We start from the raw sequence: 23,850 nt of genomic DNA, 5'->3' as shown, positions 1-23,850 counted from the left end.
TACAGAACGCCCAAGCTGTCCCGAAAGGATTTCCATGTCCGACCCCACCGCGCTGGTTGCCGAGATCGAAGCCCTTGAAGAAAAACTGGCACGCGCGAAGGCATCGATCAACCGCCGCTTCATCGGCCAGAAACAGGTGGTCGACCTGGCGCTGACCTCGCTTCTGTGCGGTGGCCACGGGCTGCTGATCGGTCTGCCGGGCCTGGGCAAGACCCGCCTGGTGGAAACGCTGGCGACCGTCATGGGCCTGAATTCCAACCGCGTCCAGTTCACGCCCGACCTGATGCCCGCCGATATCCTGGGGTCCGAGGTACTGGATACGGCCGGGGATGGCAGCCGCCATTTCCGCTTTGTCGAAGGGCCGATCTTTTGCCAGCTTCTGATGGCTGACGAAATCAACCGCGCCTCGCCCCGGACGCAATCCGCGCTGCTGCAGGCGATGCAGGAACGCACCGTGACGGTGGCCGGGCAGGACCGGCCGCTGGGCACGCCCTTCCACGTGCTGGCGACCCAGAACCCGATCGAGCAGGAAGGCACCTATCCCCTGCCCGAGGCACAGCTGGACCGTTTCCTGGTCCAGATCGATGTCCGCTACCCCGACCGTGCGACGGAACGGGACATCCTGCTGGCCACCACCGGCGTGGCCGAGGAAGCGGCGGAAACCGTGTTCTCGCCCGCCGACCTGATCGCGGCCCAGACGCTGCTTCGGCGGATGCCCGTGGGCGAGGCGGTGATGGACATGATCCTGGATCTGGTGCGCGCCTTCCGCCCCGATGAACCGGGCGTGTCCGACAAGGTGCGCGATACCGTGGCCTGGGGCCCGGGTCCGCGGGCCGCGCAGGCGCTGATGCTGACGGTCCGGGCACGCGCGCTGCTGGAAGGCCGGCTGGCGCCCAGCACCGACGACGTGATCGCGCTGGCCCAGCCGGTGCTGACCCACCGGATGGCGCTGACTTTCGCCGCCCGTGCGCGCGGCGACAGCCTGGCCCGGCTGATCGACGAAACCGCCGCCCGCCTCGACGGGCGAGAGGCGGCGGCGTGACCGCGGCAAACGGTCTTCGACACAGGGCCGAAGCAGAGGCCGGCCGGCTTCCGCCCCTTCTGGCCCGCGCCGATCACCTGGCGGGCACCGTCCTTCTGGGCGATCACGGCCGCCGCAGGGCCGGCATGGGCGACGATTTCTGGCAGTACCGACCGGTGCAGCCGGGCGACAGCCGCCGGTCCATCGACCATCGCCGGTCGGCGCGCGGCGACCAGCAATTCGTCCGCGAACGGGAATGGCAGATCGCCCAGTCGGTGATGCTTTGGGTGGATCGCGGCGCCTCGATGCGGTTCGCCTCCGACGACAGCCTGCCCTCCAAGGCCGACCGCGCCCGCCTTCTGGGCCTGGCCACCGCCGTCCTGCTGGTGCGCGGGGGCGAACGCGTGGGCCTGACCGGCACGTCGCTGCCGCCCCGCCGCGGCCGGAACCAGATCCTGCGTCTGGCGGAAATGTTTTCCGAAGATGCCGAGGGCGATTATGCCCCGCCCGAACACCGGGCGATGATCCCCCATGCCCGCGCGCTCTTCATCTCGGACTTCCTCGGCCCCATGGAGGAGGTCGAGGTCGCCCTGACCAAGGCCGCCGACCGCGGCGTCCGGGGCGTGCTTCTGCAGGTCATGGACCCGTCCGAGGAGGAATTCCCCTTCCGCGGCCGAACCATCTTTGAAAGCGTCGGCGGCACGGTCCATCATGAAACCCTGAAGGCGGGCGAATTGCGGCAACGCTACCTTGACCGGCTGGCGGCGCGGCGTGACTGGCTGCAACGGCTGTCCCGGGCGACCGGTTGGCAGATGGGACTGCATCTGACGAACCACAGCGCGCAATCGGCGCTTCTGTGGCTGTGGACGGCGCTGAACAGGGGCGCATGATGACGACGATCCTTGGCATAGGCTTCACGGCCCCCTGGCTTCTGCTGGGACTGGCGGCGCTGCCGGTGCTGTGGCTGCTGCTGCGCGCGGTGCCCCCCGCGCCGATCCGGCGCATGTTCCCGGGCGTGACGCTGCTTCTGGGTCTGAAGGACGACGAAACCGTCACCGATCGCACGCCCTGGTGGTTGCTTCTGATGCGGATCCTGGCCGTGGCGGCCGTGATCGTCGGCCTGGCCGGTCCCGTCCTCAATCCACGCAGCCAGGCTCCGGGCTCCGGTCCCGTTCTGGTGCTGCTGGATGCCAGCTGGGCCGGCGCCACTGCCTGGACCCGCGTGACCGACCTGCTGGACCAGCAACTGGCCGAGGCCGGCCGCGCCGGCCGTCCCGTCGCCATGGTCCGCCTGACCCAGCCGGAAGACCCCGTGTTCCAGACCTCCACCGCCTGGCGCAGCCGGCTGGCCGGGCTGCAGCCGCAGCCCTGGCAACCCGGCCCGGCCCAGGTCACAACGGTCATGGCCGCGCTGGACGATCTGCCCGCGGGCACGGAAATCCGCTGGATCTCCGACGGGATCGACTATCCCGGCCGCGCCGACCTGACAGCTGCCGCCCGCGATGCCGGCGACCTGCGCATCATCCAGACCATGCACGAAACCCTGGCGATCTGGCCCGCGAAATTCGAGGACGGCGTGATCCGCCTGGGCGTCGTCCGCGCCCTGCCCGGCCCGGAACGGGTGGTCGGCGTGATGGCACAGGGCCGCGATCCGTCCGGCACCGAACGCCTTCTGGCAGGCGGAGAAGCCGTCTTTGCCGAGGGAGAGACCCGGGCCCAGGTCGACCTGTCCCTGCCGGCCGAACTGCGCGCCCGGATCACCCGCTTCGAACTACAGGGGCAGAATTCCGCCGGCGCCGTCAGCCTTGGCGACGACGGTCTTCGCCGGCGGGAGGTCGCGCTGATCGCCGGACGCACCGGGCAGGAAGGGCTGGAACTGCTGTCGCCCGTCCACTACCTGGAACAGGCGCTGGAGCCCACGGCCGACATCCTGACCGGCGCGCTGCTGGACATCCTGCCGGCCAATCCGGACGCCATTGTCCTGGCCGATGTCGCGACCCTCTCCCCGGCCGAGGAATCGGCGCTGGAGGAATGGGTCGACCACGGCGGCCTGCTGGTCCGCTTTGCCGGGCCGCGGCTGGCGGCCAGCGATGTCAGTCGCGATGCCGAAGACCCGCTGATGCCCGTCCGCCTGCGCGTCGGCGGCCGCAGCGTCGGCGGCGCGATGAGTTGGGGATCGCCTAAGACGCTGGCGCCCTTTAAGGCCGACAGTCCCTTTGCCGGGCTGGAAATCCCCGATGACGTGCGGGTGACCGCACAGGTCATGGCCCAGCCCGACCCCACGCTGGCCGACCGGGTCATCGCGTCCCTGTCCGACGGTACGCCGCTGGTGACCCGCAAGGCCCTGGGCGACGGCCAGGTCGTCCTGTTCCACGTCACCGCGAATGCCGAATGGTCGACGCTTCCGCTTTCCGGCCTGTTCGTGGAAATGCTGGAACGTCTGGCCGTGTCCACTGCTGGCGGAATGCCCGCGGCCGAAGATCTGCAAGGCACCGTCTGGGCCCCGCAGCGGGTGCTGGACGCCTTCGGCACGCTGGAAGATGCCGGCACCCTGCCCGGCGTCGATGGCCCGGCGCTGGCGGCCGATCCGCTTGGACCCGACCTGCGCCCGGGTCTCTATCAAAGCGGCGACCGCCGGCTGGCCCGCAACGTGATGGCCGACGGCGGGACGCTGACCGCTGCGACTTGGCCCGCGGACGTGCCCGTCGAAGGCATGGGCCTGGTCCGCGAACGCCCGCTGGGCGGCTGGCTGCTGGGCCTGGCGCTGCTTCTGCTGGCCGCCGACGTGGTGGCCACGCTGGCCCTGTCGGGCCGGCTGACCTCTGCCCGGGCCCGCGCCCCCCGCGCGGCCGCGGCGCTGGCGCTGGCGGTGCTGATGGCGGGCCTTGCCCCCGGTGATGCACGGGCACAGGACCCCTCGGCCGATCAGACCGCCCGGGACGTCATGGCGGCGGACGAACTGGTCCTGGCCCATGTCCTGACCGGCAATGCCGAAGTCGACGACATCGCCCAGGCAGGCCTGCGCGGCCTGTCGGACACGCTCTATTTCCGGACCTCGGTCGAACCTTCGCAGCCCATGGGCGTGGACCTGGAAACCGACGATCTGGCGTTCTTCCCGCTGCTCTACTGGCCGATCACCCCGGATCAGCCCCAACCGTCGGCCAAGGCCTATGCCAAGCTGAACGACTACCTGCGGTCGGGCGGCATGATCGTCTTCGACACGCGCGATGCCAATATCGCCAATTTCGGATCGTCCAGCCCCAACGGCCGCAAGCTGCAGCAGCTGGCCGCGCCTCTGGACATCCCGCCGCTGGAACCGGTGCCGGAAGATCACGTGCTGACCCGCACCTTCTATCTGCTTCAGGACTATCCCGGCCGCTACAACGGTCGCGGCATCTGGGTCGAGGCCGCGCCCCCCGATGCCGAGATCGCGGAAGGCATGCCCTTCCGCAACCTGAACGATGGGGTGACGCCGGTGATTTTCGGCGGCAACGACTGGGCCGCCGCCTGGGCAACCGACGCCGACGGCCGTCCCCTGCTGCCCGTGGGCCGCGGCTTTGCCGGCGAACGCCAGCGCGAACTGGCCCACAGGTTCGGCGTCAACCTCGTGATGTACGTGCTGACCGGCAACTACAAGTCCGACCAGGTCCACGTCCCCGCCCTGCTGGACCGTCTGGGCCAGTAGCCATTTCCGCCCCGACCGGAGCGTTTCATGACCGGAACCATCGTCTTCGACCCCCTGCTGCCCTGGCCGATCCTGGCCGGGCTGGCCGCCATTGCCACGGCAGGGATCGGCCTGGCGCTGTGGCGCGGCCTGGCCGGCTGGGCGCTGCGGGCCGCGGCGGCACTGGTGCTGGTCGCAGCCCTGACGGGGCCGGCCTACCTCAGCGAGGATCGCGCGCCGCTGTCGGACATCGTCCTGCTGATCGAAGATGACAGCGCCAGCCAGCGCCTGTCGGACCGGGCCGATCAGACCGGCGCAGCGGCCGAAGCGATCGCGGCCCAGCTGGCCCAGCGCGAGAATACCGAGGTCCGCCGCATCCGCGTGCCGGACGGCCAGCGGAATGCCGGGACCGAACTTATGACGGCGCTGTCGGCGGCGCTGGCCGAGGAACCGCAGGCCCGGGTCGCAGGCATCATCGCCCTGTCCGACGGACGCGTCCACGACATCGACCGCGCCCCCGACCTGCCTGCGCCGATGCACCTGCTGCTGTCGGGGCACGACACCGACTGGGACCGCCGGCTGGTGGTCGAAAACGCCCCCGCCTTTGCCATCATCGGCGAACCGGTGACCCTGTCCCTGAGGGTCGAGGACAGCGGCGCGGCGCCCGGCGACATCAGCGCCGATCTCGATATCTCGGTCGACGGGCGCCCGCCGGAACGGTTCACGGTGCCCATCGGCCAGCAGATCGACCTGCCCGTGACCCTGCCCCATGGCGGACGGAACGTGATCCGCTTTTCCGTGCCGGAAGCGGAGGGAGAGCTGACCGACCGCAACAATGCCGCCGTCATCCAGATCAACGGCGTGCGCGACCGGCTGCGGGTGCTTCTGGTCTCGGGCGAGCCGCACCAGGGCAGCCGGACATGGCGCAACCTGTTGAAATCGGACAGTTCCGTGGACCTAGTCCATTTCACGATCCTGCGGCCGCCGGAAAAGCAGGACGGTGTGCCCGTGGGCGAGTTGTCCCTGATCGCCTTCCCCACGCGCGAGCTGTTCATGGAGAAGATCGAGGATTTCGACCTGATTATCTTCGACCGCTACAAGCGCCGCGGGATCCTGCCGCCGATCTATCTCGACAACGTGGCGGATTACGTGCGGAACGGCGGGGCGGTCCTGATCTCGGCCGGGCCGGATTTCGCGGGCGCCGACAGCCTGGCGCGCTCGCCCCTGGGTGCGATCCTGCCCGCCCAGCCCAGCGCGCGGGTGATCGAGGAACGGTACAAGCCCACCGTGACCGATCTGGGAGAACGCCATCCGGTGACCTCGGAACTGCCGCATGCCGGAGAATGGGGCGACTGGCTGCGGCTGGTGGATCTTGAACCGGACAAAGGCCAGACGGTGATGACCGGTGCGGACGGGCGTCCGCTGCTGATCCTCGACCGCGTGGGCGACGGGCGGGTGGCGCTGCTGGCGTCGGATCATGCGTGGCTCTGGACCCGCGGCTATGACGGCGGCGGCCCGCAGCTGGAACTGCTGCGGCGGCTGGCCCACTGGATGATGAAGGAACCCGAGCTTGAGGAAGAGGCGCTCTGGGCCGAGGCGACGGGCCAGACCATGCGGATCGTGCGCCGGACCCTGGGCCAGGAGATCGGCCCCGTGACGGTGACCCGGCCCGACGGGACAGAGGAAAGCGTTGTTCTGAAAGAGGTCAGCCCGGGCCAGTTCGAGGCGGAATACGAGGGGCCGGAGATCGGGCTATACCGCCTGGAAGAGGGGGACCGGACGGCGGTGATCGGTCTGGGACCCGCCGCACCGAAGGAGTTCGAGGAAACGATCGCGACGGGATCGGTCCTGGAGCCGGTGCTGGAACCCCTGCGGGGCGGCGTGTTCCGGCTGGAAGACGGCCTGCCCCGGATCCGCGACGCGCGTGAAGGACGGCCCGCGGCAGGGCGCGGCTGGCTGGGGATCACGCCGCGCGAGGCATTCGAGACGCGGGATGTCCGGCAGATGTCGTTGCTGCCGCCCTGGCTGGTGCTGGTGCTGGCGGCGATGCTGATCATCGGCGGATGGCTGCGCGAAGGACGACAGTAGAGCGACGATGCAGCGTCGGCCCAAGGCCCCTTGAAAGGCCCTTGGGAAGCGGCTTTCAAAGCCGCTTCGGAAAGCCGTTCCAACGGCTTTCGCCCTGATCGCTAGCGGAAGGACGCCCCGATTTCCGGGTCGCCGGGCAGCCCCCGGTAGGACACGGTCACTGCCCCGCCCGTCTTCATCGGCGGAATCAGCGGACCGAAGGACCCGACAGAGACCATCTCGCCCGGCTGAAGCTCCACCCCCTTGGAAAGAAGCCATAAAACCGCGTTCGCGGGGTGGTCCAGAACCGCCTTCCCGGGCGCTTCGGCCAGCACCTCGCCAGTGGCGGTGCGCATGGTGACGGTCATGGTTTCCAGCGCCTTGGTCATCGAAACCGGGTCCGCCACGGGGACCGGATCGCCAAGGATGCCGGCGCGCGCACCGACCCCGCCGGCGGTGATCGTGATGCCGGTCAGCGGTTCTCCCTTCGCCACCATCAGATCGGGCAGTTCGATGAAGGGGCGCACCTCGGACACGTGTTCCATAACCTCGGCCGGGGTCGTTGCGCCATTGATGCCCGCGTCGCCAACAACCAGTACAAGATCGGCCTCCACCATCGGGACCGCGCCGAAGGTCAGCGGCAATTCTGCCCCTGATTTCAGGAACATGTCGCGGTAGAGGACACCCTGCACAGGCTCTGCCACGCCGAACCTCTGCTGTGCCGGCGCGCTGGTCAGGCCGGCCTTGTAGCCGACCACCGGGCCCAGCGTTTCGGTCAGGATCTGCACGACCTTACCCTGGGTGCAAAGCGCGTCGTCCATAGTGCCGTCCGCGCCCAGCGCCTTGGCCGGCGTCCTGGTCCTGAAGCTTTCGACATAGGCCGCGACCTGATCGTCGGTGGCGCAGTCGGCCGCCGCCACGCCGGGCAATATCGCGGTGCACAGGGCCATGATGTGCGTTTTGTACATGTTCTCCTCCCCCGAGAGTCCGTTTTGTACCTACTGGAATTCCACCCTGACCCGATCGGATCGCCCCTTTGCATCGACCACGACAAGGGTCGAGAAGCCGGGCCCCTGCAATGGCAGGGCCCATTCCCACCCGCGCAGGCCCGTGGCCAGCGGGCGGCCGTCGGCCAGCACGGTATAGGGTGCCGATCCGCCGCGCAGCTTCACCGTCAGCGCCTCGCCCCGGGCCAGGCGGGCGCCGTCGGGCGGGAAGGACAGTTCCGGCGCGTCGGCCGCTGCCGCAAAGACGGCACCCGGTTCGCGGAAACGTTGCAGGGGCGGCGGCAGGTCGGCCGTGTCGACGATCAGCGTCGCCGGCGGCGGGGGCGGCAGCGGGTCGAAGGCGGGTTTCAGGCGGCCGAAGGCCTCGAACAGGACCGGGGCCGCAAGGTCCGCGCCCATGGCGCCCGGCACCGGTGTGCCATCGGCACGGCCCATCCAGACGCCCACGACATGGGCGCCGTCGAAGCCCACCGCCCAGGTGTCGCGATACCCGTAGGAGGTCCCGGTCTTGTAGGCCAGCGCCCCCCGCGGCGCGCCGGGCGGCGGCGTCAGGCCGGCCAGCACATGGCCCACCTGCCATGCGGCCTCGGGCGAGACCAGGCGGGGCAGGTCGGAGGCGGCCCCGGTCACGTGCAACGCCGGCCCCTGCCCGCCCGCGGCCAGCGCGGCGTAAAGCTGGACAAGATCCTGAAGCGTGATCCCCACCCCGCCCAGCGAGATCGCAAGGCCCGGCTTGCCGCCGGGCACCACCGGATGCGCGCCGGATTTCCGCAGGGCGGACATGACGCGGGCAGGGCCCAGCGCCTCGGTCAGTTTCACGACAGGCACATTCAGCGACTGTTGCAAAGCCTCGCGCACGCGGACATCGCCGCGGTATTCACCGTCGAAATTGCGCGGCGCATAGGTGCCGAAACGGACCGGCGCATCGCGGATCACGGTTTCCGGATGGGCGATCCCGCGGTCGAAGGCCAGTCCGTAGACCAGCGGTTTCAGCGTCGATCCCGGGGAGCGCAATGCCACGGTCATGTCGACATAGCCCTGACGCGCCGCCCCGTATCCTGCCGACCCGACAGAGGCCAGGATGTCCCCCGTCCGGTAATCCGCCACAACGATGGCCGCCGACACGCGATCCCCGGCGGCCGCGGCGGCACGGGCGGCCAGGGTCTGCAGCTTCGCCTGCAAGGCGGCGTCCAGCGTCACGTCGTGCAGGCGGGCCGCCGGATCTTCCACCCGCAGCCGGTCGGCCAGGTGGGGGGCCAGCATCGGAAAGCGGCGCATGACCTGCGGCACCGGGGCCGCACGCGCCACGCGGGCGGTCGCCGCGTCGATCACGCCGTCGCGTTCCATCCGGTCCAGAACGCGATCGCGGGCGGCGCGGGCGGACGCGTTGTGTCGGTCGGGGCGGCGGGCTGTCGGCGACTGGGGAATGGCGACCAGCAGCGCCGCTTCCTCCGGCCGAAGCCGCCGGGGCGGTTTGCCGAACCACGCATAGGAGGCCGCGCGGACGCCTTCCAGGTTGCCCCCGAAGGGCGCGTTGGCGAGGTAGAGGCGCAGGATCTCGTCCTTGCCCAGCCGGCGTTCCAGCGCCATCGCCACCCGCATCTGGCGCAGCTTGCCCGCCAGCTGGCCGGTGGTCCCGTCTTCCATCAGGCGGGCGACCTGCATGGAGAGCGTCGAGCCGCCCGACACGGCCCGGCCTGACAGAACCGCCTGACCCACCGCGCGCGCCATCGCCATCAGATCGACGCCGCCATGGTCGCGGAACCGCTTGTCCTCGTACCGGACCAGCATCGCGCGGTAGAGGGGGTCGACCTCCTCCAGCGATCCCACGCCCAGCCGCATCAGCCCGTCGGAGACGGGGAAGGCGCGCATCAGGGTGCCGGTCCTGTCCCGCATCTCGACCGAGGTTTCGGTCAGGACCTGCGGCAGGACCGTCCGGTCGATCCAGGCATCGACCCGGTCCCGTGCCAGGGCGCCGGCCCAGAGGACCAGCGCCGCGGCAAAGAGCGCTTTGGGCGCGCGGCGGATCATTCCGCCACGGTCACCCGGGTCGTGTCGGTATGGGCCCGGAACCGTGGCCGGTACATGTCGGCGACCGAGGCGGCAGGCCGCCGGTAATCGCCCGCACTGACCGCGCGCGCCACATAGGCCAGCGTGATCGGGTCGGTTTCGTTCTGGTTCACTGCCGCCAGGAAACGGTCGGACCGGAACTCGGCATGCTCCGTCTCGGACGGTTGCAGCCAGTCCAGCGCGCCGATGTCACCCGACCGCAGCAACGAGGGGTTGTCGATCTCCACCCCCGCCGGCAGGGGATCGTTGATCATCAGCCGGGCACCGCCGTCCTCGAACGGGTTGACGGTGATCACGGTCACGAACCGGTCGCCCACGGCGAAGGCGTTGCCGTCCAGCTTTTCGCCTTCCATCGTGTAGTAGGCGCGTTCGATGCCATAGCCGTAACCGCCCGCAGCGGGCGGGGTTTCGGGGATGCCGAAGGTGGTCAGGGTAATGTCGGTGGCACTGTTGCCGGTCGCGGTGATGTTGCGTTCGCCCGCCGCTTCGTCGTTCCGCAGCATCTCGACAAAGGGTCCGGTGACCGGCTGGCCGTCGACCGTCAGCCCCGACACGGCCGGATCGGTCACCAGTTCATGGGCGGCCAGCAGGGTCCAGGTCGCCTCCTGCGTGGACAGGTCCGCATCCCGGGCCGTGACCAGCTGCGCGATCCGGTCGGACAGGCGGGCGGTATCGACCGCCGTGCTGCCGGCCGCGGCGGCATATGTCAGGACCGCCGCGTTGTCCCGCAGTTGGGTGCCGAAATCGGCGCGGAAGACCGGGCCCGCCGGTTCCGGCCGGGCGTCGACGATCATGCGCGCGGCTTCGGCGAACATGGCGTCGGCGCGGGTCTGGTCGCCATAGGCCGCCAGCGCCGCGCCCAGCTGGGCGGCCGACATCGGCGTCGAAAACGCCTGGGCCTTCACGTCGGCATAGTAGCGCAGATCGCTCATCGATGCGGCCCCTTCGCGCGCCAGGACATAAAGCGCATAGGCGATGTCCTCTCCTCCGCTGTCGAAGTCGGGGGCATAGGCGATGCGGTTGCGCAGGTTGTCCATGGCCAGCCGGAAGGCGATGCCGGGCACGTCGTAGCCCTGCGCCTTCGCCTGGGACAGGAAGTCGGTGACATAGGTGTCCAGCCAGAAGTCGCCGCTTTCCGCCCGCCACAGGCCGAACCCGCCGCTGGAGGCCTGACGCGTCAGGATCCGCTGGATGCTTTCGTCGATCCGTTTGGCGACCGCGGGGCCGTCGCCCAGCCCCATCTGTTGCGCCACGGCGGACAGGTACAGAAGCGGCATCGCCTGCGAGGTCACCTGTTCCGTGCAGCCGTAAGGGTAACGGTCCAGCGCCGACAGCAGGCCGGGCACATCGAATTTCGCCAGGGGCCCCGCCGACAGCAGGGTGCGGCCCGTGCCCGGGCGCAGACCGGCAAAGACGTCCTGACTGAAGAGGAAGCTGTTCCCCTTGCCCAGCGCGAAACGGCGGGTTTCGGCGACTTCCGGATCGTTGGCCCGGACCGGCATCCGAAGCGTCTGGTTCAGGATCCGCCCGTCCGGCAAGGTCAGGGCGATGTCCAGTTCCGGATCCCCGACCGCGGTGGCCGAGACCGGAACGGTGAAGACGGCCTTGGCCCCCTTCGCCAGTTCGAACCGGCCGGGAGAGGCGCCAAGGCTCAGCCCGGTGCCGGTCTGGACCACGGCCAGTTCCATCTGCCCCGCCGGGGCGTCCGTGTTTGTCAGCGCGATGCGGATGCGGCTGGTGTCGCCGGGCGCCAGGAACTGCGGCACGGTGGCGGCGACGACGACCGGATCGCGGATGATCATGTCCTTGTCCGCCTGCCCCACCCCGGTCTTCGACCAGGCCACAGCCATCACGTGGACAGTGCCGTTGAAGGCCGGCAACGTCACCGGAACCTGCGCCGTGCCATCCGCGCCCACCTGCACGGGGCCGGAGAAGACGGACATCAGATCCTCGGTCGGGGGCGGGGAATTCAGGCTGAACCCGCCGCCATCACCGCCGGAGCGTACCGTCCCCATCGCCCCGTTGGTCGGGTCGATCAGGCGGCCATAGACGTCGCGCAGCTCCATCCCCAGGCGGCGCTGACCGAAATAGTAGTGGGACGGATCGGGCGACTTGAACCCGGTCATGTTCAGGATACCCAGGTCGACAGAGGCGACGGTCAGCCAGACCTCTTCTTCGGCGGCGCCGGCGACCTTGACGGTCACATCCTGAACCTGCCGCGGCGTGGTCGTGTCCGGCGCGTCGATGGTGACCTGAAGCTGCTTCGCTCCCGGATCCACCGCCGCATGGGCGATGCCCAGCGCCCGGATCGGCGTATGCCCGTCGGACGCGCCGTCCACGGGGCGCAGATAGGTCGCCGTGACATAGGCGCCCGTGCCCCAGTCCCCCGTGATCTGCAGCGGGACCATGCTTTCGCCCGGATCGACCGAGACGACCTGGCGGGAAATCAGGCGGTCCGACATGACCTCGACCAGCGCGATACCGGCCTCGGGCGCCACGATGCGGAAGCGGGCGGTGTCGTCGATGGCATAGGACGGCTGGTCCAGCGAGACCTCCAGCCGGTCGGGCGAATCCGCGCTGTCGGCGCCGCCGTACCAGCCGGCGGAAAAGTCGTAGGCGGCCGAGACATAATCACCCCCGGTCCGTTCCACGATCAGTTCGTATTCACCCCAGTCGACGGCATGGGACAGGGTCAGCGGATCGGCCCCAAGCGTCGCCGTTCCCGTGGCGATCCGGGTGCGGCGGGTGATCGGTTCCCAGTTCCAGTTGCCGTAAAGCTGATACCACTGATACCGCGTCTCGACCCGGTTCAGGGTCCATTTCACGTCCATGCCCATGGGCTGAAGCGTCGGGTCCAGCGCGATCACCTGGAAGGCGGCGTCGGATCCTTCGGCCGCCACCTCCTCGAACATCGGCTTGATGCCGATGACGGGCGTGGCCGGGCGCACCGGGACCGTGATCTGGCGTTCGACCGGCCGGGCCGATCCATCGGCCAGCTGCACCGTCGCCGTCAGTTCCAAAGGCACGCCGTCGACGTCGGGCATCGGAATATCCAGATCGACCACGGCCTGACCCTGGGCATCGGTGCGGTCGCCCCCGAAATAATCGCTTTGCGGCGACATGTTGGCGTCATAGCGGCCGAAGACGAAGCCCGGCCAGCCGTCGACGGACGTCGCGCCCGACAGTCGGACATTGCCGCTGACCGACAGGTCCGCGCCCGGCGCCCCGAACAGGAAGCGCGCGTCGATGGACAGGGGCGGCGTGTCGCCCACCCTGACCGGCGCATCCGGCAGGGAGAGGTCGAAATCGATCTTCTCGGGCTGGAAATCCTCGACCAGAACCGTCTGGCTGGCCAGCGCCGCGCCGTCGGGGTCGGATTTGATGTCCAGCCGCCAGGTGCCGCGGGGCACGCCCGGGCCGGTGGCCAGCGAAAAGACGTGGCCGCCCGCATGACCGCCATCGGAGACGGTGCGCAGGTATTCCATCCCGTCGGGGCGCGACAGGATCGCGGTCAGCGGCAGGTCCTCGATCGCCGCGGCCTCGGGATCGCGGGCCAGCACGGTGGCATGGATCGTCTCGCCCGCGCGATAGGCGCCGCGGTCGGTGGTCATGAAGACGTCGACCGGGCCCGCCGGCGCACGACCTTCCACCCCGCGGTCGGACAGGTCGAAGGCCGGACCGGTCAAGGCAAGAAAGCCCATGTCGTCGTCCGCCCTGGCCAGCAACAGCGCTGGCGCGGCACCTGCCGTGCCGCGCATCAGGCCGGGCGCAAAGGTTGCCACGCCATTGTCATCCGTCACCGCCGTGCCCAGCACGCCGTTCGCGGCCCCGATCAGGGTCAGTTCGACCCCCGCCTTGGCCCCTGCATCCGCCAGCGAGCGGACAGAGACGTTCAGCCCGTCGGTCCCTGCCGCCGTCGCGATCCCCAGATCCGACAGCACGAACCACTGCGTCGCCCGCGGGTCGTCATAGCCATCCTGCCCCGGCAGATGCGCGTCCAGAACGTAGATGCCGGCGGGCTGATCCTTCAGCGCTTCGCCCAGCGGCAGGCGGGTGGTCATGTCGCGGTTCAGGGTGTTCTGGACCTCTCCGGTCCCGGTCCAGACGGTTTCGCCGATCTGGTCGTTGAACTGGTCCACCTGCCAGGGGTTCATCGGCCGGGCAAAGAAATCTTCCTGCATCGCGCGGATCAGGGACCGGTCGGACACGCGCGACAGGGTCAGGTCGACAGTGTCGACATTGACCGTCTGGATCGGCAGGGCCGCACCCGCGCTTTTCGGCAGCAGGTAGGCCTGGCCCGAGAACTGCAGCGACGGGCCGCGGTCGCGGACGTATTGCGTGATCTCGACATCCTTGTTCAGGACTTCGCCATCGGCGGCGGGCAGACCCTTGCGGAAGGTGATGCGATAGCGTTCGCCGTGGTCCACGCCGTCGACGCACAGCTGGTTGCCGTCCGCCTCGACCACCAGCGACGGGGACGGCAGGCGGACGAAGGTTTCATAATCGACGCCCGCCTTCACCAGCGGATCGGTGAACTGGACGCAAATCCGGGGGCTGGCGCTGTCGCTTTCCACCTCCGTCTCGACGATGTGGAAGCCGTATTTGCCAATGGCATCTTCCAGCATCGCCTCCAGATCGGAGCGGGGCTGAATCGAAGTGGCCAGACGCAGGGCCGGGACCATCTCCTTGCCGCGGTCGGACTGCTCCAGCGCACGCGCCATGATTTCCAGCGCGCTGACTTCGGTGCCGTCGTCGCCCGCCCGCAGGTAGGCATTGACCGAGGCCTGAAGCGCGCGGCGGCGGTTGGCGTTCAGCGTACCTTGATCGTCCGATTGCAGGGCCAGCAGGCGATTTGCATATTCGGCCCACAGATCGGCCCGGTCCGACAGCACCACGGCAACGCCGGTCCAGCGCGCGGCCCGGTCGGCCTGGCCCTGGCTGGCGGCCGCCTGGATGCCCGACAGTGCAGTCTGCAGATCGACGGTTCCGGTCGGATGGGTCAGGCCCAGGTCACGCGCCTGCAGCCGGGCGGCGGCAATGTCGGCATCCCCCAGGAAACCCAGCGTCGCTGCACGTTCGGCGCCCAGCTTGCGCACGGCAACAGGGGTTTGCGCCTTCACGGCCGACAGAGCGCCCTGGAATTCGGTCCGGCGCTGCACGCCGCTTTTCGGGAAACAGGCGTTCGAGCGGCTGTTGAAGGTGAAGGCCTGGCAGGCCGCCTGCGCGGTACAGGCGCGGACGCAATCGGCCAGCTTGGTATCGAACAGCGGGCCCAGGTCGTCGCCGTAGAAGTCGGTGTCGGGTTCGACAAGATAGCGGAAAGCCGGAATCGGCTGGGCCTGCACCTGTCCTTGTCCCTGCGCATGGGCGGCCGGCGCCATCATCAGCGCAGAGACCAGAACAGCGCCCGTCCAGCGGGCGAGGGTCCGGAATTTCACGATCATGGCTGCCTCCCAGCGTCCGTTGCTGCCGCGCGTGCGGCGTCTGCGGGCATGGGACCGGAACGGCACCCATGGGATCCGACTCGTACAATACCATCTTTAAGTCCTTTTTCACCGCCGGACTTCAAGGTGGTTCCGGAACACTGAAACCGGCAGGCAGCGGACGTACGGCACATGACCCTTGCCGACAAACTTGCGGAGGAACGGCGCGCACGCCTGGCTGCCGAGCGGCTGCTGGAGTTGAAGCAGACCGAACTGCGCGCGGCGAACGAGAAGCTGAGCAAACACGCGCTGAACCTGTCGCGCCGCATCGACGAAACACGGGCCGAAGTCGCCCATGTCCGCGACGAGAACCTGAAGTTCCGGACCGATCTGGACGTCGCGAACGAGAAGGTGGAGCTGGCGGAACGGCGCCTCTGGCATTCGATCCAGACGATTCGGGACGGATTCGCCTTCTTCAATTCAGACGGGCTGCTGATCGGGGCGAATGCCGCCTATCTTGCTGCCTTCGAAGGGATAGAGGAGGTGAAGCCCGGCATCTCGTACGGTCGCATCGCCGAAATCCTTATCGATGAGGGCATCGTCAATCCCGACCCAATGACGGCCGTCGAATGGCTTGGCATGATGCTGGCCCGGCGCCACGATCCCAAGCCGCCCCCGCTGGTGCTGCGGCTGTGGGACGACACCTATTTCCGGGTGCTGGAACAGCCGGGATACGATGGCGACCGGGTCGTGACCTCGCTGAACATCACCGATACCGTCCGGTACGAGGAGGAGCTGAAGGCCGCCCGCTATCGGGCAGAGGCCGCGAACCGCGCGAAGTCCGCGTTCCTGGCGAACATGAGCCACGAGATCCGGACGCCGATGAACGGCGTCGTCGGCATGGCGGAGCTACTGGCCGAAACCACCCTGACCGAGGATCAGCGCCTTTATGCGGAAACCATCCGCAATTCCGGCGAGGCGCTGCTGGTCATCATCAACGACGTGCTCGACTATTCCAAGATCGAGGCGGACAAGCTGCAACTGCATCCCGAACCCTTCGACCTGGAACGGTCGATCCACGATGTGGCGATGCTCCTTCAGCCCTCGGTCCGGGACAAGGACATCCGGCTTCTGGTGGATTACGACATCTTCCTGCCGACACGGCTGGTGGGCGATCCCGGACGCATCCGGCAGATCCTGACCAATCTGGCCGGCAATGCCGTGAAGTTCACCGAGAAAGGCCATGTCGTGATCCGCGTGACCGGCCGGAACGACAACCGGACCTGCACGATCCACATCGCGGTCGAGGATACCGGCATCGGCATCCCCGCCGACCAGATCGAACACATCTTCGGCGAGTTCAACCAGGTCGAAAGCGAGATGAACCGCCAGTTCGAGGGCACCGGCCTGGGCCTGGCCATCACGCACCGCCTGATCGACATGATGGGCGGGACGCCCTGGGTCGAAAGCACCGAAGGCCAGGGATCGTGCTTCGGTTTCCATGTCACGCTGCCCGTCGCCTCGGCGGTCGAGGCCGACCCCGCCAGCCTGCCGCAGCGCCTGAAACATGCGATGATCGTCGACGACATGCCGGTGAACCGCCAGATCCTGGAACGGCGGCTGGCCCAGCTGGGCGTGCGCGTGACCAGCTGCGCCTCGGGGCACGAGGCGCTGGCGCAGATGGACGAAAGCGTCGACATCGTCCTGTCGGACCACCACATGCCCGGGATGGACGGCGTCGTCCTGGCCGAAACGATGCGGGCCGAAGGCTGGGACAACACGCCCTTCGTGATGATGAGTTCGAACCCGCATTTCGACAAGGACCAGCCGGGCCGCAACTGCGTGCAGGCCGTGCTGCAGAAACCGGTCTCGCGCCGGGACCTGTTGCAGGTGCTTTCGATCGAGGCCGCGCAAGAGGTGAACGCGCCCTGCGCGGATTGCCCGGCGGCGCTGCTGCGCCCGGGCGGCACGCCCTGCATCCAGATGCGGCGACAGGCCTGCGCCACGAACGGGCCGCCGATCTTCGGCGACGGCTGTGACAGCCCGTCGCGGCCGGCCCCTGTGCCGCCGCTGGCCCGCCGGATGCGGGTCCTGGCGGCCGAGGACAACCGCACCAACCAGCTTCTGTTCGAGAAGATGGTGAAGGACCTGGATATCGAACTGACATTCGCCGGCAACGGTGCCGAAGCGGTGGAGAAATTCGCAAGCTTCGCGCCGGATATCGTGTTCATGGACATCTCGATGCCCGGCATGGACGGGAAGGAAGCGACCTGCCGCATCCGCGCGCTGGAGGCGCAGGCCGGCACCGGCGCCCATGTGCCCATCGTGGCGGTAACCGCCCACGCGATGGAAGGCGACGCCCGGTCGATCCTGGATGCCGGGCTGGACGAGTACCTGACGAAACCGCTGCGCAAGGCCCAGATCCTGGACCGGATCGCGGGCTCCTGCCCTGCCGACGCCCGGGCCCCAATTGCCGCATTCGAACCGCGCACCCCGAAAGCCCGCGCTGCGCTCTAGCCCGGGCTTCGTTCGATCCGGGATTTTGGCCATTTGGCCATGACGTGTCGGGCGGCGGTCCGATCGCTGCCCGAAACCTGCCCCGCGATCAGCCTTTCTTGCCGGCCGGTCCGGCATAGGGCCGGGTGAAGGTCGGCCGGTCCGGCTGCGACAGGTCGGGGCGATAGGTGTACCCGTCCAGATCGAAGCCGGTGATCTGTGCCGGATCGGTCAGGCGGTTCCGGATGGCAAAGCGCGCCATCGCGCCCCGCGCGCGCTTGGCGAAGAAGCTGACGATCTTGGCCTTGCCGTCCTTTTCTTCCAGGAACTGGGGCGTGATCACCTTCAGCTTCAGCGCCTTCAGCGGCACCGCGCCAAAGTATTCCTGGCTGGCGCAGTTCAGCAGGGTATCGGTGCCAAGGCTTTCGGCCTGGTCGTTCAATGCCCTGGACAGCTGGTCGCGCCAGTAGTCGTACAGCGACGCACCGCGCCGTGTCTTTAACCGGCTGCCCATTTCCAGGCGATAGGGCTGGATCCCGTCCAGCGGGCGCAGCAACCCGTAAAGCCCCGACAGGATCCGCAGGTGATCCTGTGCCCAATCCATCGCCTCGGGCTCCAGCGTCGCGGCGTCCAGCCCCTGGTAGGTGTCGCCGGCAAAGGCCAGCACGGCAGGGCGGGTGATCTCTGGCCTGGGGGCGTCCTCGAAGGCCTGGAACCGGTCGCGGTTCAGCCGCGCCAGGTCGTCCGACAGATTCATCAGCCCCTTCAGATCGCCCAGAGGAAGGTTGCGCATGGTCTTGGCCAGACGCGCGGCATCGTCCGGGAAGGCCGGCGCGGTCATGTCCATGTCGCGTTCGGCCCAGTCCAGCCGCTTGGCCGGTGAAATCACGATCAGCATTCAGGCACCTTCACTTCATCGCCCGCCGGTCTATCCGGCCGTGCGCAGGACGTCCAGAAAGGCCGCGCCAAAGCGTTCGGCCCGGCGTTCGCCCAGCAGCCGTTCCATCGCGACCTCGCTGTCGGGGCGCACCTCTGCCACCTTGGCCAGAAGCGTGGCGGAACAGGAAAGGGGTTTGCCGATCCCGTCCTCGCCCCGGGACAGGCGGGCCTGCGCGGCGCAAAGCGCGTCATAGACATCGCCCGAGCCGTTGGCCGCGGCCTTGCGGCGGGCGGGATGGGCCTCCTCGGCCGCGCCGTTGATGACCTTCAGGAAGATGGCGCCATAGCTGTCCAGCTTCTTGGCGCCGACACCGCCCACGCGGGCCATCTGATCCAGGTTGGCGGGGCGGCGTTCGGCCATCTCGATCAGGGTCTTGTCGGGGAAGATGACATAGGCTGGGACCGACTGCTGTTCGGCCAGCGACCGGCGTTTCGCCTTCAGCGCGGCCAGAAGCGGCGCGTCCTCCTCCGACACCAGCGCCTTGGCTTCGGCCCGCGCGGCCGAGGCGGCTTTCACCGCGTCCTTCCTCAACTGGATCTCCGCCTCGCCCCGCAGGATCGGGCGGGCGGCCTCGGTCATCTTCAGCGCGCCGTGGCGGGTCGGGTCCGGCCGGATCAGGTCGCGGCCCATCATCTGGCGGAACACGGCCTGCCATTCGCGCTTGTCGAGTTCGGTGCCCACCCCGTAGGTCGGCAACCGGTCATGGCCGCGGGCGCGGATCTTTTCCGTGTCCGCACCCAGCAGGATGTCGATCAGGTGCCCGGCGCCGAACCATTCCTCGGTCCGCAGGATCGCCGACAGCGCCTTGCGCACCGGGGTGGTGCCGTCGAACAGTTCCGGCGGGCGGTCGCAGTGGTCGCAATAGCCGCATGGGTCGGATTCTTCGCCGAAATAGGCCAGCAGATCCTGCCGCCGGCAGCCCAGCGCCTCGGCCAGGCCCAGCATGGCGTTCAGCCGGCCATGATCGGCCTCGCGCCGTTCCGGCGGGGCGGGGCTTTCGTCGATCTGTGTGCGGCGCAGGCGGATGTCGTCGGGACCATAAAGCGTCAGCGTCTCGGCCGGCGCCCCGTCTCGGCCCGCACGGCCGATTTCCTGGTAGTAGGATTCGATCGATTTCGGCAGGTCGGCATGCGCGACCCAGCGAATGTCGGGCTTGTCGACCCCCATGCCGAAGGCGACGGTGGCGGCGACGATCAGACCGTCCTCGCGCGCGAAACGGGTCTCGACGGCGCGGCGATCCTCGGCATCCATGCCGCCGTGGTAGAAACAGGCGTTGTGCCCGTCCCGCGACAGCGCGTCGGCCAGGCTTTCAGTCTTGGCCCGGGTCGAGCAGTAGACGATCCCCGACCGCCCTTTCCGCGCGCCGGCGAAGGCCAGGATCTGGCGGCGGGGATTGTCCTTGGCGGCGAAGGCCAGATGGATGTTGGGCCGGTCGAAGCCGCGCAGGAAGGTCGTGGGCGTCTGGCCCGCGAACAGTTTCTGAACGATTTCCTCGCGCGTTTCGGCGTCTGCCGTGGCGGTGAAAGCCGCGACCGGCACGTCGAGCATGGCCCGCAGGTCGCCGATCCGCAGGTAATCGGGCCGGAAGTCGTGACCCCACTGGCTGACGCAATGTGCCTCGTCCACGGCGATCAGGCCCACGTCGATCCGGCGCAGCATGTCCATGGCCGAGACCGAGGCCAGCCGTTCAGGGGCCAGGTACAGAAGCTTCAGCGTGCCCTGGGCCAGCTGGTCGTGGACCTGGGCCGTTTCCTCGTCCGTGTTGCCGGAGGTGAGCGCGCCAGCGGCGACCCCGGCCTCCTTCAAGGCGCGGACCTGGTCGCGCATCAGGGCAATCAGGGGAGAGACGACGACGGTCACCCCCTGACGCATCAGCGCCGGCAACTGGAAGCAGAGCGACTTGCCCCCGCCTGTGGGCATGATGGCCAGCACGTTGTCGCCCCTGGCCACGGCCTCCACGATTTCTTCCTGCCCGGGGCGGAAGGCGTCGAATCCGAAGACGTCCCGCAGAAGCGGGGTTGGGGTGGTCATGAGGCTAGGTCCGGGCTGTTAACTGCTCTGCAGCGAGACAGTCTCATACTGGGATTCGGTGAACAAGAGTCTGCGGGACACGACATGGTTCGTCCCGATGGACGGGGGACGCTGTCCCCCGTCCGCCCCTTACGGTGCGGACTCCCCCTGAGGTATTTGAAGATCAAAGAAGTGGGGGCTTTGTGCGCGGTATCGCCGTCGGGTTCGGAAACCGGGGCGCGGGCCCGGCTTCGGGACGGGGCGGGCGGGTGGGCCGGCGCGAAGACGGGGTCGCCATGACGCGTCGGGCCCACGGGGCGATGTAGCCGCAGGGCGCGCGGGTGCCAAGCGTCGTGGGGCGAGGTCGTCGGCGGGAAATGTGCGTGGAGACCCCGCACCCTACATCAGGTAGCCGGCGTTGTTCACGATGACGATGCGCAGGGCATAGATGGCCAGAAGTGCCACCAGCGGCGCCAGGTCCAGGCCGCCCATCGCCGGCAGGATCCGGCGGATCGGGCCGTAGACCGGTTCAAGCAACCGGTTCAGGCCGTACCAGATCTGGCCGACAAGCTGCTGACGGACATTCAGGATGTTGAAGTTGATCAGCCAGCTCATCACGACATGGGCGATGATGAAGAATTGCGCCACCTGAAGGATCAGGAGGAGGATCTGGATCAGCGAGACCATGCATGGTTCCTTTTTCGTGCCAGTCCGACTTAGGCTGCGGCCGGGCGCAGGGCAAGTCCGCGCTGCGTCGCAGGGCCGCGAATATTCGCCCTTCATTTCCTTGCCACAAGGAGCTTTCCAGTCTCTTATCCGCCGCAACGATCAGGGGGCGGCATGGCAGGCATTTCGGGCACCTACGAGGAGGCGGTCCCGCTGAAGAAGCGGATCTGGGGCTGGTACTTCTTCGACTGGGCCAGCCAGCCCTATGCCACGCTGATGCTGACCTTCATCTTTGGCCCCTATTTCGCCAAGACCGCAGCCGCGGCCTATGTCGCGGGCGGCATGGACCCCCACGCGGCCGCCGCGCAGGCGCAGGCGATGTGGGGCTATGGCCTCACCGTCACCGGCATCCTGATCGCGGTGATGGCGCCGACGCTGGGCGCGGTGGCGGACAACGCCGGCCGGCGGCTGCCCTGGGTCTGGGCCTTTTCCGCAGCCTATGTCGTCGGCGCCTTCGGCTGCTGGTACGCGGCGCCCGACCATTTCAACGTGCCGATGGTACTGGCCTTCTTCGGGCTGGGCCTGATCGGGATGGAATTCACCACGATCTTCACCAATTCCTACCTGCCAAGCCTGGGACCCAGGGAGGAACTGGGCCGCATTTCCGGCACCGGCTGGGGCTTTGGCTATGTCGGGGGCGTTCTGGCGCTGGCGATCATGCTGATCTTTTTCCAGGCCGGCGACAACGGCAAGACCCTGCTGGGCCTGAACCCGGCCCTGGGTCTGAACCCCGCCACGGGCGAGGATACGCGGATCGTGGGACCGCTGGTCGCGATCTGGTACGCCATCTTCATGATCCCCTTCGTCCTGTGGGTGAAGGAAACGCCGGCGCCGTCTGCGGGCGGGCCGCTGTCGGGGATCGACGCCTTGATCCGGACCATCGGGACCCTGCCCCGGCATCCCTCGCTTCTGTCGTTCCTGGGATCGTCCATGTTCTATCGCGACGCGCTGAACGGGCTTTATACCTTTGGCGGCATCTATGCGCTGGGAGTGTTGAACTGGACCATCCTGCAGGTCGGCATATTCGGCATCATCGGGGCGATCAGCGGCGCGCTGTTCACCTGGCTGGGGGGCTATGCCGACCGGGCCTTCGGACCGAAGCCCGTCATCGCCGTGAACTGCGTCATCCTGGTGGCCACGGTGGGGCTGATCGTGTCGCTTTCGCCGACCTCGGTCCTGTGGTTCGACGTTCCCGAAGGATCGTCGCTGCCGACGCAGCTGTTCTTCGTGGCCGGCATCCTGATCGGTGCCGCCGGCGGGGTGCTGCAGTCGGCCAGCCGCAACATGCTGACCCGCCAGGGCAATCCGAAACGCATGACGGAAGCTTTCGGCCTTTATGCCCTGTCCGGCAAGGCCACCACCTTCATCGCGCCCGCGACCATCGCGATTGCGACCGACCTGTCCGGCTCTCAGCGGCTGGGCGCACTTCCGCTTCTCGCCCTCTTTGCGATCGGGCTGGTTCTGCTATGCTTCGTGAAGGCAGAGGGAGACCGGTACGAATGAAACTGCGGCATGTGGCATCCTTGATCGGGCTGGCAGTCCTCGCGGCCTGCGGTGGCGGTGACAGCGGCGGCACGGCATCCGAGGAACCCGGGCCCCTGCCCGAGGTTTCACAGGCCTCTGCCGGGCCGATCGCCAAGCAGCTGTTCGGGGCGAAACGGACGCCGTCGGCGCAGAAGCCGGATTCGCTGGGCTTCTATTCCCGGGGCTGTCTGGCCGGCGGTACGCAACTTCCCGAAACCGGACCGACCTGGCAGGCAATGCGCCTGTCGCGCAACCGCAACTGGGGCAACCCAGAGGTCGTGCAGTTCGTGAAGGACCTGTCCGCCAGGGCTGCGACGCTGCCGGGCTGGGAAGGGCTGTACGTCGGCGACATCAGCCAGCCCCGCGGCGGACCGATGCTGACCGGCCATGCCAGCCACCAGGTGGGTCTGGATGCCGACATCTGGATGCTGCCGCCGAAACGGCTGAACCTGTCCGTGGCGGAACGCGAGTCGATCTCGTCCATCTCGCTGCGGCGGGCGAACGGGGCCTATGTGAACGAGAACTGGACGCCCCAGCACGGGCAGCTTCTGAAGATGGCGGCCTCGGATCCCCGGGTGGCACGGATCTTCGTGTTCCCGGGCGCCAAGGTGAAGATGTGCAACGACGAAAAGGGCGACCGGTCCTACCTGCACAAGATCCGTCCGTGGTACGGGCATCACTATCATTTCCATGTCCGGCTGAACTGTCCGAAGGGCGACAAGGCCTGCCAGGACCAGGATCCGATCCCGGCGGGCGACGGCTGCGCCGATGCGCAGGCCTGGGTGAACAGCATCCTGAACCCGCCGCCGCCCGATCCCAATGCGCCGAAGCCGCGGCCCAAGCGGGAACTGGTCCTGTCGGACCTGCCGTCGCAATGCGCGGCCGTCCTGGCCGCGAACTGA

At 68.4% G+C, this 23,850-nt stretch carries 13 protein-coding genes; 7 read left to right on the top strand and 6 right to left on the bottom strand.

What is annotated here, in order from left to right; genetic code table 11:
- Positions 1 to 34 precede the first annotated feature (34 nt).
- From FQK05_RS06840 to FQK05_RS06825, 4 genes are read left to right on the top strand one after another with little or no spacing between them, the layout of a single operon-like run.
- Positions 35 to 1,042: an AAA family ATPase gene (locus FQK05_RS06840; protein ID WP_158965177.1), complete on the top strand. Its 1,008-nt coding sequence runs from the start codon at positions 35 to 37 to the stop codon at positions 1,040 to 1,042.
- Entirely contained in the window at positions 1,039 to 1,911 is an 873-nt protein-coding gene (locus FQK05_RS06835) for a DUF58 domain-containing protein (protein WP_158965175.1), read from the top strand. Before FQK05_RS06840 ends, FQK05_RS06835 begins: the two co-directional genes overlap by 4 nt.
- The gene (locus FQK05_RS06830; RefSeq protein WP_158966001.1) at positions 1,911 to 4,706 is read left to right on the top strand and encodes a DUF4159 domain-containing protein; all 2,796 of its coding nucleotides are present in this window, start codon (positions 1,911 to 1,913) and stop codon (positions 4,704 to 4,706) included. Before FQK05_RS06835 ends, FQK05_RS06830 begins: the two co-directional genes overlap by 1 nt.
- 27 nt (positions 4,707 to 4,733) lie before the next feature.
- The gene (locus FQK05_RS06825) at positions 4,734 to 6,773 is read left to right on the top strand and encodes a hypothetical protein (RefSeq protein WP_158965173.1); all 2,040 of its coding nucleotides are present in this window, start codon (positions 4,734 to 4,736) and stop codon (positions 6,771 to 6,773) included.
- A 101-nt stretch (positions 6,774 to 6,874) separates the two neighbouring features.
- Here FQK05_RS06825 and FQK05_RS06820 read toward each other — a convergent pair whose 3' ends face one another.
- From FQK05_RS06820 to FQK05_RS06810, 3 genes are read right to left on the bottom strand one after another with little or no spacing between them, the layout of a single operon-like run.
- Positions 6,875 to 7,720 carry a 2-keto-4-pentenoate hydratase gene (locus FQK05_RS06820; RefSeq protein WP_158965171.1) on the bottom strand — a complete coding sequence of 282 codons (846 nt, stop codon included), beginning with the start codon at positions 7,718 to 7,720 and terminating at the stop codon, positions 6,875 to 6,877.
- Positions 7,721 to 7,750: 30 nt separating this feature from the next.
- Positions 7,751 to 9,790, bottom strand: coding sequence for a penicillin-binding protein 1C (gene pbpC / locus FQK05_RS06815; protein WP_158965170.1), 2,040 nt, complete (start codon positions 9,788 to 9,790; stop codon positions 7,751 to 7,753).
- Positions 9,787 to 15,273, bottom strand: coding sequence for an MG2 domain-containing protein (locus FQK05_RS06810; RefSeq protein WP_233270408.1), 5,487 nt, complete (start codon positions 15,271 to 15,273; stop codon positions 9,787 to 9,789). The genes pbpC and FQK05_RS06810 overlap by 4 nt, the downstream gene beginning before the upstream one ends.
- A gap of 171 nt (positions 15,274 to 15,444) precedes the next feature.
- Between FQK05_RS06810 and FQK05_RS06805 the strand changes: the two genes are divergently transcribed.
- On the top strand, positions 15,445 to 17,769 hold the full coding sequence (locus FQK05_RS06805) for a response regulator (RefSeq protein WP_158965168.1): 2,325 nt from the start codon (positions 15,445 to 15,447) through the stop codon (positions 17,767 to 17,769).
- 88 nt (positions 17,770 to 17,857) lie between these two features.
- Here FQK05_RS06805 and yaaA read toward each other — a convergent pair whose 3' ends face one another.
- The 3 genes from yaaA to FQK05_RS06790 form a co-directional block, all read right to left on the bottom strand.
- The gene (gene yaaA / locus FQK05_RS06800; RefSeq protein WP_158965166.1) at positions 17,858 to 18,646 is read right to left on the bottom strand and encodes a peroxide stress protein YaaA; all 789 of its coding nucleotides are present in this window, start codon (positions 18,644 to 18,646) and stop codon (positions 17,858 to 17,860) included.
- Between the two features lie 30 nt (positions 18,647 to 18,676).
- Positions 18,677 to 20,719, bottom strand: a complete 2,043-nt coding sequence (recQ, locus tag FQK05_RS06795; protein WP_158965165.1) for a DNA helicase RecQ — start codon at positions 20,717 to 20,719, stop codon at positions 18,677 to 18,679.
- Between the two features lie 378 nt (positions 20,720 to 21,097).
- Positions 21,098 to 21,385, bottom strand: a complete 288-nt coding sequence (locus FQK05_RS06790) for a YggT family protein (protein ID WP_158965163.1) — start codon at positions 21,383 to 21,385, stop codon at positions 21,098 to 21,100.
- A gap of 153 nt (positions 21,386 to 21,538) precedes the next feature.
- Here FQK05_RS06790 and FQK05_RS06785 point away from each other — a divergent pair, with 153 nt between their 5' ends.
- Together FQK05_RS06785 and mepA are read left to right on the top strand one after the other, a co-directional pair.
- The gene (locus FQK05_RS06785) at positions 21,539 to 22,927 is read left to right on the top strand and encodes an MFS transporter (RefSeq protein ID WP_158965162.1); all 1,389 of its coding nucleotides are present in this window, start codon (positions 21,539 to 21,541) and stop codon (positions 22,925 to 22,927) included.
- Positions 22,924 to 23,850: a penicillin-insensitive murein endopeptidase gene (gene mepA, locus FQK05_RS06780; protein ID WP_158965161.1), complete on the top strand. Its 927-nt coding sequence runs from the start codon at positions 22,924 to 22,926 to the stop codon at positions 23,848 to 23,850. The genes FQK05_RS06785 and mepA overlap by 4 nt, the downstream gene beginning before the upstream one ends.

It is taken from the genome of Chachezhania sediminis (assembly GCF_009765275.1).
Taxonomy (GTDB): domain Bacteria; phylum Pseudomonadota; class Alphaproteobacteria; order Rhodobacterales; family Rhodobacteraceae; genus Chachezhania; species Chachezhania sediminis.
Note: the sequence above shows the minus strand (reverse complement) of the source record. Positions and strands in the feature narration are given on the sequence as shown.

Coding starts and splice junctions, on each gene's coding strand:
- mepA (WP_158965161.1), top strand. CDS start 22,924: ATGAAACTGCGGCATGTGGCATCCTTGATCGGGCTGGCAGTCCTCGCG.
- recQ (WP_158965165.1), bottom strand. CDS start 20,719: ATGACCACCCCAACCCCGCTTCTGCGGGACGTCTTCGGATTCGACGCC.
- FQK05_RS06830 (WP_158966001.1), top strand. CDS start 1,911: ATGACGACGATCCTTGGCATAGGCTTCACGGCCCCCTGGCTTCTGCTG.
- FQK05_RS06790 (WP_158965163.1), bottom strand. CDS start 21,385: ATGGTCTCGCTGATCCAGATCCTCCTCCTGATCCTTCAGGTGGCGCAA.
- FQK05_RS06785 (WP_158965162.1), top strand. CDS start 21,539: ATGGCAGGCATTTCGGGCACCTACGAGGAGGCGGTCCCGCTGAAGAAG.
- FQK05_RS06820 (WP_158965171.1), bottom strand. CDS start 7,720: ATGTACAAAACGCACATCATGGCCCTGTGCACCGCGATATTGCCCGGC.
- FQK05_RS06810 (WP_233270408.1), bottom strand. CDS start 15,273: ATGATCGTGAAATTCCGGACCCTCGCCCGCTGGACGGGCGCTGTTCTG.
- FQK05_RS06825 (WP_158965173.1), top strand. CDS start 4,734: ATGACCGGAACCATCGTCTTCGACCCCCTGCTGCCCTGGCCGATCCTG.
- yaaA (WP_158965166.1), bottom strand. CDS start 18,646: ATGCTGATCGTGATTTCACCGGCCAAGCGGCTGGACTGGGCCGAACGC.
- pbpC (WP_158965170.1), bottom strand. CDS start 9,790: ATGATCCGCCGCGCGCCCAAAGCGCTCTTTGCCGCGGCGCTGGTCCTC.
- FQK05_RS06840 (WP_158965177.1), top strand. CDS start 35: ATGTCCGACCCCACCGCGCTGGTTGCCGAGATCGAAGCCCTTGAAGAA.
- FQK05_RS06805 (WP_158965168.1), top strand. CDS start 15,445: ATGACCCTTGCCGACAAACTTGCGGAGGAACGGCGCGCACGCCTGGCT.